The following is a 16,850-nucleotide window of genomic DNA, read 5'->3' as shown; positions in this document are numbered from 1 at the left end:
CAAATAAAAAAACGTTATCCCTACAAGATAACGTTTCAATTCCATCTCAACAAAAACCTGTAAATAGCCTTAACCTCTTTTAACTTATCTACCCTTGCCGCCAGTTCGTATATGGCTTCCGGGGCGGTTTGGGCGTAACGGCGGGTGGTGGAGATATCCGCGTGCCCCAAAACTTCCTGGACCTTATCTATGGAAATGCCCTTGCGCAGCAGCTGTGTTCCAACGGTATGCCGGCAGCGGTGGGAGTGGAAGTTCAGCCCCGTTTCCAGCCGGCATTTTCGCGCCCACCATTTAAAGGCGTGGACACTGAGCCCGAATACAGGAACATCATCCTGCCTGTCCCCCAAAAAGCTTACCAGGTCGCTCACTACACCGGCATCCATTATAGGAACGTATCTTTCTTTATTTCCTTTGCCGCGCCTTACATGTATTACGTATCCCCCGTTATCCAACTGTATAATATCCTGGGGAGTAACGGCGGCAACCTCGCTCACGCGCATACCGGTGGCCAACATGGTACGAAACCCCAGGGCCACGTGTTCCGGTACAGTTGCCAGCCAATCATAGAATACCCGGAGCTCCCCGTCTGTCATAAAGTCCGGTAAAGGCTGTCCTTCCTTTACCCTTAATCTCCTGGTGACTATGGGATTGCCTTTAACCTCTCCTTCTTCAACTAGAAAATCATAGAAACTTTTCAGAGCAGATATAACAGCATTTACGGTCCTGGGCTTGAGCCCCTGCTCCACCATCCGGTTGCGGAACAGCTTTACCTGGGACGCGGTAAGCTTGGAATAATCCAGCCCGCCTTCTTCCACAAAAGCTATAAATTTATCCAGGTGGTAGCCGTAGTTTTTTAAGGTGTGTTCGGAGCTACCCTTCATTTTTAGCTCAATTAAGTAAGTCCTTACCAGTTTACGGAGCATTTTTGCTTCTTCCCTTATTTTTCCGGCCAATTTTTTCAAACTATAACTTATTTTCTCTTCCCTTTATTAGCCTTTGCTGCCAGTTCCAGTACGGCTTCCGGAGCAGTGCGGGCATATCGCCGGGTGGTGGAAATATCTGCGTGGCCCAGGATTACTTGCACCTTATCAATGGATATTCCCTTTTGTAATAATTGCGTACCTACGGTATGGCGGCACCTGTGGGGATGAAATTTTAGCCCTGTTTCCTGCCGGCATTTTTCGGCCCACCTGTTAAAATCTTTGCTTTGGAGCCCCAGCAGGGGTGAATCACCCGGGCGGTTTTCCTTAAATCTTAATAAATCCCCGGCTACTTCCGAATTCATAATGGGAACATGCGGGTTAAAGGGTGAGTAGCCAGCAACTCTCTCACTTTAGCCCTATCTTCTGCACTTAACATTTTTAATACCTTCTTCCTTCCATAATCAGAAAAGCAGGACCAGTCGTCATCTCCAAATGTCAGCGAATTTTGAGAATGCCCCAAATCCGCTTCGGCCTGCCGCACCCAATCTTTACTTCTTTCAGGCCTTCCATTCTCCCCTTACATTTCTACCTCTCGTTAATCCATTATTAAGTATCGTGTTTACCCGGTGACCAGTATTTTCCCCAGGGCCTCCCGCAGTTCCAGAGGGACGGTGGCGATCTTGCAGCGGCGCCCTTTCAGGCTGGCCCTGCCTACCATCACCAGGGCCCGGGACCAGAGGACGCCCAGGGGGGATTCCGGTTCGTACTCCTGCCAGAAGAAACCGTCACCGTCCAGAGGCCCGAATTTGCGGGTGACAGCGTTCAGCTGGCTCCAGCCCCCCCGCTGCAGCAGGTACTTTAACAGTTCCCGCTCATCTTCATGCAGTTCCTGCACGGCCTCTTCCAGGTTGCTGTAACGGGATAGAAAATCCTTCAGCTGTTCTTCCCGCTCCCGGCGGCGCCGCGCGGGCTCGAGACCGTAGCTTATGCAGGCCCCTTCCAGCCAGTGGGCGGGCATGTTCTTCAGCCCCCGGGAAAGGGAGGCATCTACGGGAAGGGGTTTTTCTTCGATTTTTTTGCGCTGTTCTTCCTCGAATTGACGCACCATGATATCCACGTCAAAGAGGAAAAGGCTTTTTTCGGCACGCTCTATTTCTCTTTCCAGCTCTTTTAATTTTTCACTAAATTGCTCCCCCAGTTCCCGGCTGTCGATCCTCTCCAAATATTCACGGGCCCGCAGCGGCTCTCCCATCTGCAGCATGAGCGCCGAAAGGTTGAACAGGAAAACCGGTTCTTCGGGGTCTATTTCCTCCAGCATCTCCATTATTTGCAGGGCTTCCTCCAACTTGCCCTTCCGGCGCAGGAGGTTGGCAAGGGTCATGAAGGCCCGGGGGTAGAACTTGCCTTCCCGGTGGATATCCTGCAGCAGGGCCATGGCCTCGTCTATTTTCCCTTTCTTCCCCAGCTGTATTGCCCGGTCCACTATTTCGTCCAGCTCTTCGTCTGGTTCAAGCAAAACAGGGGTCTTCTTGATCTCCACCATCCGCCGCTCCCCGTCGATAAACATGGGAACGGGCTCGCCTTCCCGGAAGACGCCCCTGGCAATGAGGGCGTCCGCCGCCGCCAATTTCAGGGAAGCAGAAAAGCCGGGAAATTCCAGTACCTGCCGCCCCAGTTTTTCGCCCCAGCTCCCGCCGTAATTTACCAGAATATATGCGGCCCGGCCGGCATTTTGGGAGCCGTCCTCCTCTAAAATCCATGAAAACAGCGCCATGCGGAAAAAACCGTCCTGTACGTACCGCCGGCGTGCTTCCTCGCTCGCCCCGGTCTCTTCAATCATCTCTTTCAGTTTCCCCGCAGAATAGAGTTCGTAGCCCATTTCAAAGGGCGGAATAACGCCCCGCTCCACCAGGAAGGCCACCTGCTGCATGCTCGAAAACAGCCCGTGCACATGCGTTATAGAGGACCAAAGGGATGCGGCCCGCTTGTAGCGGCCCATATTGAAACAGGCCACCGCAGCCAGAAATTTGTTTTCCCAGGAAACGTGATGGGACTCCCACCGGCGGTAAAGGTCAAATACAAGCCGGTGATCCTCCAGGTCGGCGGCCGCCCGCATGATAATTACCGTATACTCCTGAAAGGAGTGCAGGCCCTGTCCCCGTCTCGTGCGGCGGAGTTCCGCCATTCCCTCCTCGAAGCTGCGCACGGCCTGCTGCAGTTGCCGGCGGGCCTGTTCCTTTTGGCCCAGGGAGCAGTGAATTCTGGCAGCCAGGGCGTGGCTGAAGGGGTTTGCCCCGGGATTTTTATTTTCCAGGCCCGCGCACGGCTCCAAGACCTGCAGGGCGCGCAGGGGCTCACCGGCCATGAAGACGGCCAGTGCCAGGCTATTGCGTATGGGAGCAGCCTCTTCCAGTTCCAGGGCTTTTGCAAATGCCTTTTCGGCAGCCCGAAAGTCACCTTTCTCCAGCAATTCCTTCCCTTTTTCTACAAATTCCTCCGCTTTTTTGACCTTCATTTTTCCGCTGGGGCACCTCCCTTACCAAACAATTTCCACCGGGTAACGGGCCATTTGGGGATCGGCAGTTAACAGGCATAAGTTTTCCAGTTTAGCCTGGGCAACCAGAAGGCGGTCAAAGGGGTCCCGGTGATAAGCCGGGAGGGCATAAACGAATAGGGCGTGGCTCATTTGAACGGGCAGGCTGTCAAAGCCGTTGACGGCCATTTGTTCGGCAGCAAAAGATACCGGGTCGCCCGGCAAGCGCAGCTTGCCGAGTTTAGCCTTAATTGCCATTTCCCACCCGCTGGCGGCACTTAAAAATATCTTATTCTCCCCGTCGCCAATAACTTCACGGGCACGGGCAGACAGCCGGGGATCATCGGTAATCCACCACAAAAAGGTATGAGTATCCAACAGCGCTCTCATCTTTCAAATTCCTCTATGATTGATTCCGGCAGGGGCCCATCAAAATCAGGCGCGATAACGATTTTACCTTTAGCGCTTCCGGGAACGCGCCTGGCCGGGCGCTCCTTGACAGGAACCAGCCGTGCAACGGGCGTACCGGCTTTGGCAATAATAATTTCCTCCCCGTTTTTCACCCGCGCTATAAGTTTGGAAAAACGCGTTTTCGCCTCGTGAATGTTTACCTGTTCCGTCAACTTGATTCACCCCCGTTAGCAATATTATAGACTAAGTCCTGGACTAAGTCAATTCTTAAAAACTTCGCCCGGTACAGCATGACTTGAGGGTTACAAAACCGGCACCTTCTTGAGCTCCTCATACTGCTGTTCTATCCCGGGGGAAAGTTTTTTCGCCTGTTCCAGGAGCCCGGTGGCATCCTGCTGCCGGCCCTGTTTGTCCCTCAGCAGGGCCAGGTACATGAGGGCTTCTGCCTTGATTTTTTTATCCCCGGCTGCCTCCTTGAGGTTCTTTTCGGCGGCAGGGAATTCGCCCAGCCAGTAGCTCGCCTCGCCAACGTGCAGCTTCAACTTGGGGCTGACCGCCAACCGGGGGCCCTGCCACATTTTTTTGCCGGTCTCGCTCACGCTTTCCCAGCGCCGGGCCACCTTTTCCGGTACCTGTAGCGCCCCACCAAAAAATTCCCGGGCCCTTTCCCCGCTGCCCGTTTTCAGTTCCTCAATTCCCAGCCGGGTGTAAATCTGGGCCAGGCTTTCATACACCCGCAGTTCATTGGGGGCCAGTTCAACGGTGGCAGCGGCCGCTTCGGCGGCCTCGTCACGGCTGCCGGCGGTCATGGCAATACGGGCCAGGTTTTCCCTGGGTGCTGTATCGTACCTGCTGAGGCTGACCGCCTTCCGCGCCTGGGCCAGGGCTTCATTATCTTTGCCCAGGCTTTTGTACACCTGGGACAGGGTTATGCGGTAACCAGCGTTAAAAGGATTGTAGGCCGCGGCCTTTTCCATGTATTCCAGCCCCCTGGCCACCTGGCTTGACTTGAGCAGGGCGATGCCCCGGGCCATAAGGCTGCGGGACTGCACCAGGAAGGAAATACCCGTAATCAAAAGAACAATAACGGCGGTGACGGCCACTACCGGGAGGTACCTGGGAGCCTGGTGCTTCCTGCGGGCCGGTTTCGTTTCCTCCCGCTCCCCTTCCCGGGCCAGCCCCGCCGCCATGCCGAAGGTGCTCCAGAGTACCATGGTTAAAGCGGAAAGGGAGAGGTCGAAGTCAATCACGGCGTGCCCGGCTATCATTAAAAAGGCAGCGGTCAATGCCCAGGTCAACTGCCTGCGCGCCGGCCCGGCCCGGCTGCCGTGGTAGAGCCGGTGGGCCAGGTAAAGGAAGGACAGCCAGATCCCGGCCACGGCCAGAAGGCCCAAAATCCCGGTTTCCACGCCCAGCTGGAAGTAGTAGCTGTGCACCTCCCGGCTGATATACCGGTAGTCCATGTAAGACCGGTAGGCTTCTTTCCAGCCGCCGCCCCCCCAGCCCAGTAAGGGCCGGTCTTTTATCATTTCCAGGGCATCTTCTATGAAATATATGCGGTGATAGGCGTTTTTGAGGTAATTAAAATCAGTAACCTTTTCCGCCGCCCGGGGGTGGCCGGACAACCACACCCCGGCCGTTATGACGGCAGCGACAGCCAAAATACCGAAGGCCAGGTTCAATTTCCTGCCGCTGCCGGACCACCGGGCCAGCACCCGGCCGTCCAGCAGGTGGAAAAGGACCTGCCCCGCCAGGGCCAGGGCCAATCCTGCCAGAACCCACAGCCAGGCCCGCCCCGCCTCTCCTTCCACGGCCAGGGGGATGAATTTATTTACGGCCATAAAGGCGGCAGCCCCCAGGCAGCCCAGGTGCAGGGCGGAAGTGAGCCGCCTTTCAGCCCCGGCGCCCAGAAGATAAATGATAAATACCAGGGCAAAAACGAGCAGGCCGCCCCGGGACCTGGTGCCGAAGAGCACGGCCAGGAGCAGGTAATTGCCGCAGGCGTACAGGTATCCCCACAGGTTTACGCGGTCCAGCCTGATAAATATGTTATCCCGGGCGGCCTCCAGGGCTTCCTTGTGCCGGTCCCGGGCCCGGTTCCAGAGATAGAGGCCGAAGAAAAGCACCCCCCCCAGGTAAGCGGCCAGGGCGTTGGGGTACTGGAAGGTGGAATAAATGCGGCCGCCCAGAAACCCGTCCTTTATGTATATTATCCCGGTGGCCGCGGCCAGGCCGGCCAGGGCCGCGCCTGCAGCGCTCGCGTAAATTACCTTGATGATGTTTTCGGCGTCCCTCTCGCGCCGCACCAGCCTGGAAACCGCCCAGAAAGTGAGGAAGTAGAGTACGTTTTTAACCACTTCCTCCACGGCCTCGCCCTTGTTCACGGCCGCAAAGGCGGACAGCATGTAGGCCGCCGGCAGGGCCAGGGCAAACCAGTCCAGGGGCGTGGCCAGGAAGCGGTAGTCCCGCTGCAGCCAGCGCCACAGGAAAGCCGCCCAGAACACCAGGGCGGCGAGGATGAGGGCCTTTTCCTGCTCCGCGGCAAAGAAAAGCCCGCGGAAGTAAGGGGGAAAGAAAAGCAAAAGGGCCAGGCCCCAGAAGGCAACCAGGTAAAGCCACTCATGGGGAATTGTTTCCGCCGCGGCAGTTTTATTATTAACTTGTTTCTTTTTCCTGGTTTTGGCTGATGCCATTTTACCGTCTCCCTGGTTTATCAATTTCCATTGAAATACAATTATTCAACAAAATTTAGCAAATCCCTTCCCTGACGGCTTCAATGAAAATTATGGATTGACACCCGGGCGGGAACATTTTACAATTCCAAGTAACCAAATGGTTACCTGGTGGGGGAGGTGGGCATCATTAATGACATTACGGACAGCAGAGAAAGGATTCTGAAAGCGGCGGAGGATATCTTCGCCGAAAAGGGCCTGGCCGGGGCCCGGGTAAACGAAATCGCCGCCAGGGCCGGGATAAACAAGCGCATGCTGTACCACTACTACGGCAACAAGGAAGACCTGTACCTGGCCGTTTTAAAATCCAACCTGGAAAAGATATATTCCATCCGGGACGCGTTGTCACCGCCGGGGGATCCGGTGGAACGGGTCGAAAGGGCCATAAAGGAATATTTTTATTTTCTGGCTGAAAATCCCAATTTCGTGCGCCTCGTGGAGTGGGAGTTCCTGCAGGGTTCCTCTTACATAAGCAAATTGCTCTCCCTGTACAACCTTTACAGCCTGCCCGCCATTGAAAAGACCCTGGAAAAAGGCGTGCGGGAAGGAATATTCCGGAACGACATTGACAGCCGCCAGCTGGTTTTGAGCGTAAATGCCATGTGTTTTTTCTATTTTAACCGGGCAGGGGTCCTGAGTGCCGTTTGGGAAGGGGACATGCTGTCCCCCGAAATGCTGGAAAAGCGGCTGGAGCACATCCTGCAGGTGGTTTTCAGAACCATATTGCGCGACCCGGACAACCGGGAAAGGGGGAGTTAAATTGATCAAAAAGAGAATTTCATACATAATAGCCATTATCCTTTCTCTTACCCTTCTCACCGCCGGCTGCTCGGACAGGCAGGACGAACCGGACCTGCCCACCGGCACCGTGGAGGCCAGGGAAGTGGATGTAAACGCCAAAATACCGGGCCGCATTGTAGAATTACTGGTGGAGGAAGGGGACGAAGTAAAGCCGGGCCAAATAGTGGCCCGGCTGGATGAAAAGGACCTGAGGGCCAGGGAAAAACAAGCCCTGGCCCAGGTGGAGGCCGCCAGGGCCCTGCTGCAAAAGGCCCAAACCGCCCTCCGGGTAACGGAGGAAACCGCCGGCGCCGGGCTGGAAAGGGCCCGGGCCGCCCTGGAAAGGGCCAGGGCGGAGGCGGAACTGGCCGCGAAAACCCTGGAAAGGATGGAAATGCTCTTCGCCCAGGGGGCCATCCCGCAGCAGCAGCTGGACGAGGCCAGGGCCAGGGCGGAGGCCGCAAAGGCCGCGGAAAATGAGGCCCGGGCCGCCGTGGCCGAAGCGGAGGCAGCCCAACTGAAAGTAAACCTGGCCGGGAACGAAGTGGAGGCCGCCAGGGCCCAGTACCAGCAGGCCAGGGCCGCCCTGGAAGAAATCCGCCACAACCTGGCCGAGCTGGCCGTAAAGGCGCCAGCAGCGGGCACGGTGACGGCCGTTAACGTGGAAGAGGGCGAGCTGGTCTCCACCGGCATGCCCCTTATTACCGTAACCGACTTTAAGGACAACTGGGTGGAAATGCAGGTCAGCCAGGACGTGGCCCTGTCCCTGCGGCCCGGCCAAAAGGCAACGGTTATGGCCGGGGGGAAAAAGTTCAAGGGAGAAATCAGCAGGGTCGGGAAAAACCCCTCCTTTGCCACCCGGCGGGCCACCAATGACCGGGGAGAAAAGGACATCATTACCTATGAAGTGCGCATCCGGGTGAACGACCCCGCCCTGCGCCCGGGCATGAACGTGGAAGTGAAATTCGAAGATGCCGCCGGTGGTGGTGAAAATGCTGCGTAACATATGGCTGGTCGCTTTAAGGGAATTTCGCCAGATACTGGGGGACCGCCGCCTGCTGGCGGTGATGCTGGGCTTCCCCCTGCTGGGGGCCACCCTTTTAAACGTCCTGTACATGGAGCGGGTGGTGAACCATATACCCACCGCCGTATACGACCGCAGCGGCACCGGCCTCAGCCGCGCGGTCGTCCAGGCCTTTGTCGATTCCGAGCGCTTTGACATCGTTGCCGCGGTAAACAGCGAGGAGGAAATGCGCCGGGCTATTGAATCCAGGAAAGTGCAGGTGGCCGTGGTAATCCCCGAAGATTTCGCCCGGGACATAAAAAGGGGTAGGGGCTCCAAGGTACTGGTCGTGGTCAACGGCACCAACTTTCTCTACAGCAATGCCGTATTGAGCTCGGCGGGGGAAATAGTAGGGGCCCTTTCCGCAGGTACGGCTGTAACCATGCTGGAAGGTCACGGCTACCTGCCCGGCGAGGCCGCGGATGCGGCCGGGCCGGTGCAGCTGGCCACCCGCGTGTGGTACAACCCTACTTTCAATTACCCCAACTTTCTCATGCTGGGCCTGGTGGCCACCATTATCCAGCAGGTGCTGCTTTTATATGTATCGGTGGCCATTGCCAGGGAAAAGGAAGAAGGCACCCTCAGGGAGTTACTCGATAAAAACTACTCGGCCGCCCAGGTCGTTGCCGGCAAAGTGATCCCCTATTTCCTGCTCAACTTTGTATCCCTGAACGTCATCCTGGCCGAATGTTACTATGTCTTCAAGATTCCCTTTAACGGAAGCGTGGCAAACCTTTTATTGATGGAAGTACTGTTCCTGGGCGGGATTACGGCCCTGGGCATATTTCTCTCCGCGGCCTGCAGCAAGGAAATCCAGGCCACCCAGCTGGCAATGCTTTTCGCCCTGCCGTCTTTCCTTTTTTCCGGCTACACCTGGCCCCTGGATTCCATGCCGGCGGTGGCCCGGGCCATTGCCGCCGTGATGCCCCTGACCTACTTCGTCACCAACCTGCGGGATATCGCCCTGATGGACATACAGCTGCCGGTAATGATGAAGGATATGGTGGTGCTGGGGCTGCTGAACATTGTGCTGCTGCCGGCGGCAGTGCTGGTGTTCAGGCGGCAGTATTACGGGTACAGGGACGCGGGCGCTGCAAAGGAGCGGGGCACGGGTACCGTTTCCGGGTGAAGGGCAGGCCCCGGAGAAGATGTTCTGGAGATGAGTTGATAAACCGGTGCCGGGCACCTGAATTGGCGCCCGGCACTATTCTCTCCCCAAAAAAAGTATTGACGTTTTCAAAACGGTGTCTTGCAATGCGTTTACAAGACGCAAATCAGCCGTTACCAGAATGCCCCCTTTAGCTTTCGCTAAAGCCAGGTACAAACTGTCATATACAGACCTGTTGAATACGTGCGCAATCTCAAAAGCTGCCGGAAGAAGCGGGGCACTTCCGACTACCTTTACAGGAAATGCCTCATCCACGGCACTTAATATTTTTCGCGCATCTTCCACTGCCAGCTCACCTTTCCGGCATTTTTTCCACAATACATTGCCGATTTCAGAGAAAATAAGGTCGGGAGCCAGCAGCCGGCACCCCTTCTTATTGGCTGATTCCAGCCATTCTACGGCCTCAATACTCCAATTCTCTGGAATATACCATTTAATAGCTACGCTAGAATCAACAACATAAGTTTTCACGATCTACCCGGCGTGAATGCCTCCGACTTTAGTCGGGGGTAGTTGACCGTTCTCTATCCTCACGGATTAATTCTGCACTATCCGAATACTGCACTTTCTTGGCTTCCAGCTCCCGCCTGATTTTTGCAGCCAGCTTAATGCCCTTTTCGCCGTCATGATTAACCGCTTCCGCCAGGATAATTTTCAGCTCCTGCTGCAAAGACCTGCTGTTTGCCCTGGCTCTCATTTTTAACCCGTTCAATAACTCTTCAGGAATATCCCGAATGAGAATCCCTGGCATTAAGAATCACCCCCTAAATATGCTATCATAATGATAGCAATTCCCCCCGGTAAGCGCAATACTTGTTGCAAACTTTTACCAATCAATTTATTCCCTCTTTCCGGTGCCTTAAATAATAAAGTCAGGCCTTTAAAGGCCCGACCGGTCCTCACTGAAGGGGACTGTCCCCCTTTAAAAAGGTATAAACACCAGGTTTACGGGCAAATACGAGCCCGCAGGGGGGATAAACTCCAGAACATTTTCCTTGCCCGCCTCCACGACACCGATCACGGCGCCGGACTTGGGCTGCAATATGCCCCGGTTGGGGAGGTAAAAGGCCTCGCCGTCCCAGGCGCCGGCCCCGGCAAAGACGCCTCCCCGGGGAGAAAACAGCACGCCCACCCGGTTTTTGGATCTAATGGTGATGCGGTAACTCAGGCCGTAGTTGCCCCTATTCCTGCTCACCAGCCGCCCGTCTTTACCGCGCATGAAAGCATCTTCCTCACCGTCGGCCACCACCAGCCTGGCGGGCTCTCTCCCGTACAGCCGCACCGACATATTCCGGTTGGCCCTGGAAAACGTTCCCCGGATGTGCTTGCCGTCCCGGGAGAGAACGGGAAGTTTTTCGTATTCCGCCAGCCGGTCCCGGCTCCCCACGGCTACCACTGCAAACAGCAGGTCGCCGCGGGCATTTACGTCAAATATGCCGTGGGCGGCCCGGCCCGGCTTGACAACAGCGCTGGTTCCTTCGTTTAAGACAACTTTTTCTCCCGGGCGCAGCTCCAGGAATCTCGCGTCGCGGGGATTAAAACCCAGGTACCGGTAAGCCGCCGCCCGGCCAACAGACAGGGGGTCGGCGGGCCCGGCAACGCCCCATTTCTTCACCGTCAGCCTTACCGGCTCCGAGCCTTGATTGACGGCCAGGAGATAAATTCTTTTGGTTTCGCTTGAACCGTTTATATGGTGGTAAAACAGCCGGTTTTCCCCGCTTAAGACGTCGCTGTAAAGTATCCCGTCCTCCCGCACCACTTCCGGGCTGTTGCTGATCATCACTTTTTCCCTGTTCATGGTGACGGCGGGATCTACCCGCTTCAAGTCCAGCACGGGAATGTTTGATATGTCCAGGGGCTCGCCGGGCACGGGGTTGTGCAGGTTATAAGTAAGCTCGTCCATCTTGACTTCCCCGGTAACCTTGATAACCCTTGTACAAGGCTCGCTCCAGGCGCCCCGGCTGTCCTTCACCTGCAGCGTAACCTTGTATTCCCCGGGCTTAAAATACGCCCTTTTCTTCCCCGTCCACTTTCTTTCGACTATTTCATCGCCGTCGGGGTCACGGCTTTTGTCTTCGTAAATTACGGTTTCCCCCCGGGCCACCGTATCCTTTTTTACCGTAAATTCCGCCACGGGCGGCCGGTTCGGAGGCGGTAACTTTCTGATATGTATCTCCCTGGTCACGGGCAGGAAATTTACTTCGTAATTCAGGTTTTCCACCAGAAAGCGCAGCGGCACCAGCGTGACGCCGTTTTCCACCACCGGGGCTGCGGCCACGATCCGCACGGCGCCGTCAACAAAAATTTCGCTGCTCCCCGGCTGCAGCCGGGTGACCCTATCGCCCTGGCGCAGGGTTATCTCCCCGGCCCCGGCATCCCAGGAAATTCCCGCTCCGAAAACTTCCGCCAGAAAGCGCAGCGGGACCAGGGTGGTGCCGCCGCTTATGCGGGGAACGGCCTGCAAATTATAGACGGCCCCGTCTACCAGGGCATACTCGCTGCCAACCTTAATTATGACGGAATCCGCCGCAAAGCCGGCAGCGGCCGGGGCTGCAAGCATAAAAAGGAATAACAAGAGGAGGAGGTATTTAGTGTAGCGGCGCAAGTACAATCACCCCTGATTCCATTTTTTCTATACTTTGACCGTAGAACCCTTAATTTTATACTGGTGATATCCACGTGACGTAACACGCGTTTCTTAAAAAATAAAGGACCGGAAACAATTGATAATCGGAGAATTTCTTGATTATGGGTAGAGAAGATTATTGACAATGAGTGGGAGGCTAGTATACTATTGGGTAACTTATTCTCAGGGCGGGGTGGAAGTCCCCACCGGCGGTATCCCAGGCTGCGCTGGGGAGCCCGCGAGCGCTCCCTCTGTTCCAGAGGGAGGACAGCAGATCTGGTGAGAGGCCAGAGCCGACGGTAAAAGTCCGGATGAAAGAGGATAAGACAGTCAGCAACCCGCCGCAGGCACCTGTCTGGCGCAAAGCTGCCCGTGTGTGCTTAGGCAACTGTCTGTCTCTACGCCCTGATTCTGGTAAGTCCATAAAAGCAAAGGAGGATTACCATGAATCAGAATCTACTAACTCGATTTGGCAACTCATTTGAACGGGTGGAGAAGGCGCTAAACGCGCTGCGCAACGGCCAGGGCGTGCTGGTCGTAGATGATGAACAACGGGAAAACGAAGGTGACTTGATTTTTGCCGCTGAATCCCTCACTGAAGCCCAGATGGCCATGTTGATCCGCGAATGCAGCGGCATTGTCTGCCTTTGCCTGACCGAAGAAAAGGTACGCGAGCTAGCGCTGCCAATGATGGTGGAGAATAACTCCAGCCGCTTCAAAACCGCCTTTACTGTATCCATCGAGGCAGCAAATGGCGTTACAACCGGCGTGTCAGCCGCAGATCGAGTTACAACAGTAAAAGCAGCTATTGCAGATAATGCCAAACCCGGGGATCTCCGTCGACCCGGCCATGTATTTCCTTTAAAAGCCCGTCCTGGTGGTGTGCTGGAGCGCCAGGGGCACACTGAAGCGACCGTTGATCTGATGCGCCTGGCAGGTTTAAAACCCTATGGCGTGCTGTGTGAACTTACCAACCCAGATGGGACAATGGCGCGCCTGCCGGAAATAGTGGCCTTTGCCGAAAAGCACAACATGCCGGTGCTTACGGTCGAAGACTTGGTGAAGTACCGTAAAGCACTAGAACAAAACGCGAGCTGAAACAGGTTCCGTTAATACAAACGGAGAGCGCTGTGGATACTCAACCACCTGGGATAAGCCCAGGTGGTTGATTTTGTTTTTCCACCTTATTCCAACCTGTCAACCCATACCCAACTTAACACACCCAACAAGTCATCCTTGCTTCTAAGAACAAATCGGTGACCTCCGCGACCAAGAAACAAAAAACGCCCCACCCGGGGCACCACACTAAAAATATGTAAACATTGGAGGCGGGTTAAGGTTTCAGCACTCGACCGCACACAGACAATATTCTATATTTTTTTGTTATTTTCGTCAACCGGGTATGCTAACCTCATATCCCGCAGTTTAAGCAACAACCACTCTTCCAAAACCTCCTGTAACACTTCTCTACATTCTTCTAAAGTATGTTCATTCGCCCAAACCCCTTTACAAGAAGGAATTTCACCAAATATACTCCCATCTTCAAGAATCTTGTATTTAGCCTCACGCATGGCAGCCTGAACAAATCCCGAAAGTATAGCCATCTTGAAACTATCCTCCCAATATTATTTTGTTTTATTTTATCAAAAGCAAAACCAAAACTCCATTAAAAAACCTTAAAGCCCCGTGTCAAGATTCAGTAGGTATCTTTTAACATGAGACCTCACCGCTTAAAACATTAGTTTTACGGCGGCGGCCTTGACTGCCACCCCGCATGTGGTGATTATATTGGGTGCCGACGGGGCGGCTCCGGGGAACATGCTACATACTTTAGCATGCCCCGCCGGCTTGTGCACTTTATCACATGCGGGGACCCAGCTGTCAAGCTCATAAAAGTCTTTGCACTCGCCAATTAATTTAGTTAGGCCAGAACCGAATAGAAGGACTGCCCCTACTATGTGACGAATATTTAACATGAGACCTCGCCCTCCTTTAATTTCCGTTGGAGTGTTTTTTGGGTGAGGTCTCATTTCTATTTTTAGGAGGTTGATTTCCTTCTGGTGCCTACTGAAATTTTACACGGCCTGCTAACTTTTTTTGTGTTCCTCCTTTAAGTCTCGAATCCCGCCCAACTACAGTCCCGCATGTTTCCTTTAGGTGTCCAGGTGGTAAATTTCACCCTCCCCTTTACCCCTGGCGGAAGCAAAATAACGTTCCCTTTTTCAGTGCCGTACTTATCCAGCAATCCCCATAACGCTTCCCTCTCTGCAGGCTCCATCCCGGTGGCACGGCCCTGCACCCTGTCACCGGTGCCCACTAAAACAGCCCCGTCCTTTTTTGAGTACCCGAATACATTTACAATAACCTCTTGGTAGTTTTTTACCTTTATCCAAGCAGCTGACCTTTTGCCCGGCAAATACCGGCTGTCTTTCTTTTTTGCCACGATTCCCTCCAGATCGTGGGCCTTAACTGCATTCCAGAGGGCCAGCCCCTGATCGTCCACCCAATCAATCTTGTGTACCACGTCGTTATCCTCCAGGGCCTGATCCAGCAGCTGTTTTCGCTTCATCAGAGGCAAGCCCGTTATCTGATCCCCGTTTAGCCAGAGGATATCCCACACCACGTACACCGCCGGCTTTCTGGCTGCAAGCGCGGCGACCTTCTTCGGCCCGGCCAGGTACCGTTTCATTACTGCCTCAAAGTCCGGTTTTCCTTTGGTGAGAACCGTAATTTCACCGTCCAGAACCGCTTCCCCTGCGGTTACCGGCGGTGCCCAAAGTTCCGGAAACTGCCGGGTGCAGTCCTTCCCGGTGCGGCTCTGGAGGCGCACCTTGCCGCGGTCGTAAAACATAATGCACCGGATGCCGTCAACTTTCCACTCGAAGATGTGGTCGGGAGAGTTAAAAGGCTCTTTTGCGCTTTGGAGAAGCATTGGCTTGATGGGGAAAGGAAGCACTGGGTTCACCTCAAAAATACTCAACCCCCGGCAGGCAAAAGCCGTAACCAGGGGTTGAGCTTGCAGCTGCGTCGGCGCCGTATTTATTATGTGCAGGTTTTTCTTTATTATGTAAAATAAGCCTGGAAAAGTTCGTATAAAGCCAGGAGAGCTGAATAATTTCACAATGTAAAGCCCGGGGCCCCAACTTTTCCCTCTATTCATTTTTTTGGTATAATAATAAGGGGTGTTGTAAAAAATACGCTGTTTTAGAAAAACTACGGGGGAATATAAAGTGCAATTTAACGATTACCAGAAGCAAAAGGTGGCCGCCTTTTGCCAGGGACGACCGGAAATTATTGCCGCTTACCTTTTCGGCTCCCGGGCAAAGAACACACCGGGGCCGTTGAGCGATATTGACCTGGCTTTCCTGGTAGAATCTTCACTAATTGAGGAAGAGAATTTTACATACGGCTACCGTTCCTTTTTGCTTACTGAACTTATGAAGATTTTAAAAACAAACGAGCTTGACGTGATAATCTTAAACGAAGTGCCCCCACTGCTGAAATTCCAGGTTATTTACCATGGAGAGGTAATTTTCTCCCGATCGGAAAGAAAAAGATTGTCCTTCCACGTCCGGGCTTTTAATGAATACCAGGATATCCGCCCCATGCTGGCAGTACAATACAGTTATATGATAAAACGCCTGAAAAACGATGAACGCGTTGCAGCAGAGGAATAGGTGGGCTTTTATGGTTGCCGACATGGAGATGATTCACGGAAAGCTGGCCGAACTCGAAACCTACGTGCGCGAACTGGAAACCTTACAGAAATATACCCGTGAAGCCCTTCAAAACAACCTGTCCAAATTGTGGTCGGTTGCCCAAGGCATCAAATACGTTAAAATTCATTCACTTGTTCAAAGCTTTTATCAATGCCTCTTCGTTTTCCATGTCGAGAAGGTTCTCAATAATATTTTCCAGCAGAGCAACGTCTTTTACTTCCTGCACCTTTTTCTCCGTATACGGGCTTATGTCCTTAAATTTTTTATTGGCTAGTTTTATAATCATTTTTTGTAGGCTCTGAACCTTTCCTATCTCCATTCCCTTTTCCATTCCCCTTTTATGCCAGGACGTCAGTATCTCAGTCACTTGACTCACCTCCTCGGCAGGTATCTCCCGCGACAGTGTTTCTTCAAACTGCTGTTCCTCATCAGGGTCTAACTGCACGTAACTGTCGAAAAAGCCGGCTAAAAGCTCCATCCTGGCAGGGTCCAGCCTGAGCCTGAGCAGCATCTTGAAAAACTCCAGCTTAAGCCTCAGCCTCTCTTCCCTGGTGTAGTCCATGTGGCTCAACAGCGCTGCCACCGCCGGGTTGTCATATTTTAAGTATTCCCGCCAGGAAAGCCTTTTCAAGTGCAGCTGGAGGAAGTTGAATCTCAGTACATCGATAAATGGAAAGTTCACTTTATAGCTTGCGGGCTCTTCTTTTTTGACCCCGTGGGCCAAAACAGCCACAGGTAAAACTTTCAGGTTGTACTTTTCGTGCAGGCGAGCAAAATATTTAAACATGCGCTTGTTGAACTGCTCTTCTTTATAGGACTGGGGCTCTATGTGGACTAAAACGTACCCGTCTTCTCCCCGGACCCGGGTCCTGGCCTTGAACATGGAAATAAAGCC

18 protein-coding genes and 1 riboswitch are annotated in these 16,850 nt (G+C 54.0%); of the genes, 5 read left to right on the top strand and 13 right to left on the bottom strand.

The annotated features are described in order from the left end of the window. Positions 1 to 35: 35 nt before the first annotated feature. The 6 genes from ACX4JR_RS00730 to ACX4JR_RS00705 all read right to left on the bottom strand — a co-directional run bounded on the left by ACX4JR_RS00730 (position 36) and on the right by ACX4JR_RS00705 (position 6,560). Positions 36 to 923, bottom strand: a complete 888-nt coding sequence (locus ACX4JR_RS00730) for a tyrosine-type recombinase/integrase (RefSeq protein WP_476059146.1) — start codon at positions 921 to 923, stop codon at positions 36 to 38. A gap of 47 nt (positions 924 to 970) precedes the next feature. After that, positions 971 to 1,285, bottom strand: a complete 315-nt coding sequence (locus ACX4JR_RS00725; RefSeq protein ID WP_476059145.1) for a tyrosine-type recombinase/integrase — start codon at positions 1,283 to 1,285, stop codon at positions 971 to 973. Positions 1,286 to 1,542: 257 nt separating this feature from the next. Beyond that, positions 1,543 to 3,438, bottom strand: a complete 1,896-nt coding sequence (locus ACX4JR_RS00720; RefSeq protein WP_476059144.1) for a tetratricopeptide repeat protein — start codon at positions 3,436 to 3,438, stop codon at positions 1,543 to 1,545. A 21-nt stretch (positions 3,439 to 3,459) separates the two neighbouring features. Next, a complete protein-coding gene (locus tag ACX4JR_RS00715) occupies positions 3,460 to 3,846 on the bottom strand; it encodes a type II toxin-antitoxin system VapC family toxin (RefSeq protein ID WP_476059143.1) in 387 nt (128 codons plus the stop codon). Continuing rightward, positions 3,843 to 4,079, bottom strand: coding sequence for a type II toxin-antitoxin system Phd/YefM family antitoxin (locus ACX4JR_RS00710; protein WP_476059142.1), 237 nt, complete (start codon positions 4,077 to 4,079; stop codon positions 3,843 to 3,845). The genes ACX4JR_RS00715 and ACX4JR_RS00710 overlap by 4 nt, the downstream gene beginning before the upstream one ends. A gap of 90 nt (positions 4,080 to 4,169) precedes the next feature. Next, a complete protein-coding gene (locus ACX4JR_RS00705) occupies positions 4,170 to 6,560 on the bottom strand; it encodes an O-antigen ligase family protein (RefSeq protein WP_476059141.1) in 2,391 nt (796 codons plus the stop codon). A gap of 159 nt (positions 6,561 to 6,719) precedes the next feature. Between ACX4JR_RS00705 and ACX4JR_RS00700 the strand changes: the two genes are divergently transcribed. Genes ACX4JR_RS00700 through ACX4JR_RS00690 form a run of 3 tightly spaced genes read left to right on the top strand, consistent with a single transcriptional unit; the run spans position 6,720 to position 9,571 of the window. Further along, positions 6,720 to 7,358: a TetR/AcrR family transcriptional regulator gene (locus ACX4JR_RS00700; RefSeq protein WP_476059140.1), complete on the top strand. Its 639-nt coding sequence runs from the start codon at positions 6,720 to 6,722 to the stop codon at positions 7,356 to 7,358. 1 nt (position 7,359) lies between these two features. Further along, positions 7,360 to 8,382 carry an HlyD family secretion protein gene (locus tag ACX4JR_RS00695; protein WP_476059139.1) on the top strand — a complete coding sequence of 341 codons (1,023 nt, stop codon included), beginning with the start codon at positions 7,360 to 7,362 and terminating at the stop codon, positions 8,380 to 8,382. Then, entirely contained in the window at positions 8,372 to 9,571 is a 1,200-nt protein-coding gene (locus ACX4JR_RS00690) for an ABC transporter permease (protein WP_476059138.1), read from the top strand. The genes ACX4JR_RS00695 and ACX4JR_RS00690 overlap by 11 nt, the downstream gene beginning before the upstream one ends. A 75-nt stretch (positions 9,572 to 9,646) precedes the next feature. Here ACX4JR_RS00690 and ACX4JR_RS00685 read toward each other — a convergent pair whose 3' ends face one another. The 3 genes from ACX4JR_RS00685 to ACX4JR_RS00675 form a co-directional block, all read right to left on the bottom strand. After that, positions 9,647 to 10,081: a type II toxin-antitoxin system VapC family toxin gene (locus tag ACX4JR_RS00685; protein ID WP_476059137.1), complete on the bottom strand. Its 435-nt coding sequence runs from the start codon at positions 10,079 to 10,081 to the stop codon at positions 9,647 to 9,649. Between the two features lie 28 nt (positions 10,082 to 10,109). Then, positions 10,110 to 10,361 carry a FitA-like ribbon-helix-helix domain-containing protein gene (locus ACX4JR_RS00680; RefSeq protein ID WP_476059136.1) on the bottom strand — a complete coding sequence of 84 codons (252 nt, stop codon included), beginning with the start codon at positions 10,359 to 10,361 and terminating at the stop codon, positions 10,110 to 10,112. A gap of 171 nt (positions 10,362 to 10,532) precedes the next feature. After that, positions 10,533 to 12,215 carry a stalk domain-containing protein gene (locus tag ACX4JR_RS00675; RefSeq protein WP_476059135.1) on the bottom strand — a complete coding sequence of 561 codons (1,683 nt, stop codon included), beginning with the start codon at positions 12,213 to 12,215 and terminating at the stop codon, positions 10,533 to 10,535. Positions 12,216 to 12,411: 196 nt separating this feature from the next. Next, a riboswitch (FMN riboswitch) is annotated at positions 12,412 to 12,563 on the top strand. 117 nt (positions 12,564 to 12,680) lie between these two features. Between ACX4JR_RS00675 and ribB the strand changes: the two genes are divergently transcribed. Then, complete coding sequence (ribB, locus tag ACX4JR_RS00670; protein WP_476059134.1) at positions 12,681 to 13,334, top strand: 3,4-dihydroxy-2-butanone-4-phosphate synthase; 654 nt, start codon at positions 12,681 to 12,683, stop codon at positions 13,332 to 13,334. Between the two features lie 272 nt (positions 13,335 to 13,606). On the opposite strand, the gene ACX4JR_RS00665 is transcribed toward ribB, so the two are convergent. From ACX4JR_RS00665 to ACX4JR_RS00655, 3 genes are all read right to left on the bottom strand, one after another. Next, on the bottom strand, positions 13,607 to 13,840 hold the full coding sequence (locus ACX4JR_RS00665; protein WP_476059133.1) for a type II toxin-antitoxin system HicB family antitoxin: 234 nt from the start codon (positions 13,838 to 13,840) through the stop codon (positions 13,607 to 13,609). A gap of 126 nt (positions 13,841 to 13,966) precedes the next feature. Then, positions 13,967 to 14,212 carry a hypothetical protein gene (locus tag ACX4JR_RS00660; RefSeq protein ID WP_476060601.1) on the bottom strand — a complete coding sequence of 82 codons (246 nt, stop codon included), beginning with the start codon at positions 14,210 to 14,212 and terminating at the stop codon, positions 13,967 to 13,969. Positions 14,213 to 14,346: 134 nt separating this feature from the next. Continuing rightward, on the bottom strand, positions 14,347 to 15,192 hold the full coding sequence (locus ACX4JR_RS00655) for an ATP-dependent DNA ligase (protein ID WP_476059132.1): 846 nt from the start codon (positions 15,190 to 15,192) through the stop codon (positions 14,347 to 14,349). A 274-nt stretch (positions 15,193 to 15,466) separates the two neighbouring features. On the opposite strand from ACX4JR_RS00655, the gene mntA reads away from it, so the two are divergent. Further along, complete coding sequence (gene mntA, locus ACX4JR_RS00650; protein WP_476059131.1) at positions 15,467 to 15,913, top strand: type VII toxin-antitoxin system MntA family adenylyltransferase antitoxin; 447 nt, start codon at positions 15,467 to 15,469, stop codon at positions 15,911 to 15,913. Between the two features lie 169 nt (positions 15,914 to 16,082). Here the strand turns inward: mntA and ACX4JR_RS00645 are convergent, their stop codons facing one another. Continuing rightward, positions 16,083 to 16,838, bottom strand: coding sequence for a DUF4351 domain-containing protein (locus ACX4JR_RS00645; RefSeq protein ID WP_476059130.1), 756 nt, complete (start codon positions 16,836 to 16,838; stop codon positions 16,083 to 16,085). Between the last annotated feature and the right edge of the window lie 12 nt (positions 16,839 to 16,850).

Source organism: Desulfofundulus sp. JL263-se, from assembly GCF_056316025.1.
Note: the sequence above shows the minus strand (reverse complement) of the source record. Positions and strands in the feature narration are given on the sequence as shown.

Coding starts and splice junctions, on each gene's coding strand:
- ACX4JR_RS00680 (WP_476059136.1), bottom strand. CDS start 10,361: ATGCCAGGGATTCTCATTCGGGATATTCCTGAAGAGTTATTGAACGGG.
- ACX4JR_RS00730 (WP_476059146.1), bottom strand. CDS start 923: ATGCTCCGTAAACTGGTAAGGACTTACTTAATTGAGCTAAAAATGAAG.
- ACX4JR_RS00715 (WP_476059143.1), bottom strand. CDS start 3,846: ATGAGAGCGCTGTTGGATACTCATACCTTTTTGTGGTGGATTACCGAT.
- ACX4JR_RS00690 (WP_476059138.1), top strand. CDS start 8,372: ATGCTGCGTAACATATGGCTGGTCGCTTTAAGGGAATTTCGCCAGATA.
- ACX4JR_RS00720 (WP_476059144.1), bottom strand. CDS start 3,438: ATGAAGGTCAAAAAAGCGGAGGAATTTGTAGAAAAAGGGAAGGAATTG.
- ribB (WP_476059134.1), top strand. CDS start 12,681: ATGAATCAGAATCTACTAACTCGATTTGGCAACTCATTTGAACGGGTG.
- ACX4JR_RS00665 (WP_476059133.1), bottom strand. CDS start 13,840: ATGGCTATACTTTCGGGATTTGTTCAGGCTGCCATGCGTGAGGCTAAA.
- ACX4JR_RS00725 (WP_476059145.1), bottom strand. CDS start 1,285: ATGAATTCGGAAGTAGCCGGGGATTTATTAAGATTTAAGGAAAACCGC.
- ACX4JR_RS00645 (WP_476059130.1), bottom strand. CDS start 16,838: ATGTTCAAGGCCAGGACCCGGGTCCGGGGAGAAGACGGGTACGTTTTA.
- ACX4JR_RS00660 (WP_476060601.1), bottom strand. CDS start 14,212: ATGTTAAATATTCGTCACATAGTAGGGGCAGTCCTTCTATTCGGTTCT.
- ACX4JR_RS00705 (WP_476059141.1), bottom strand. CDS start 6,560: ATGGCATCAGCCAAAACCAGGAAAAAGAAACAAGTTAATAATAAAACT.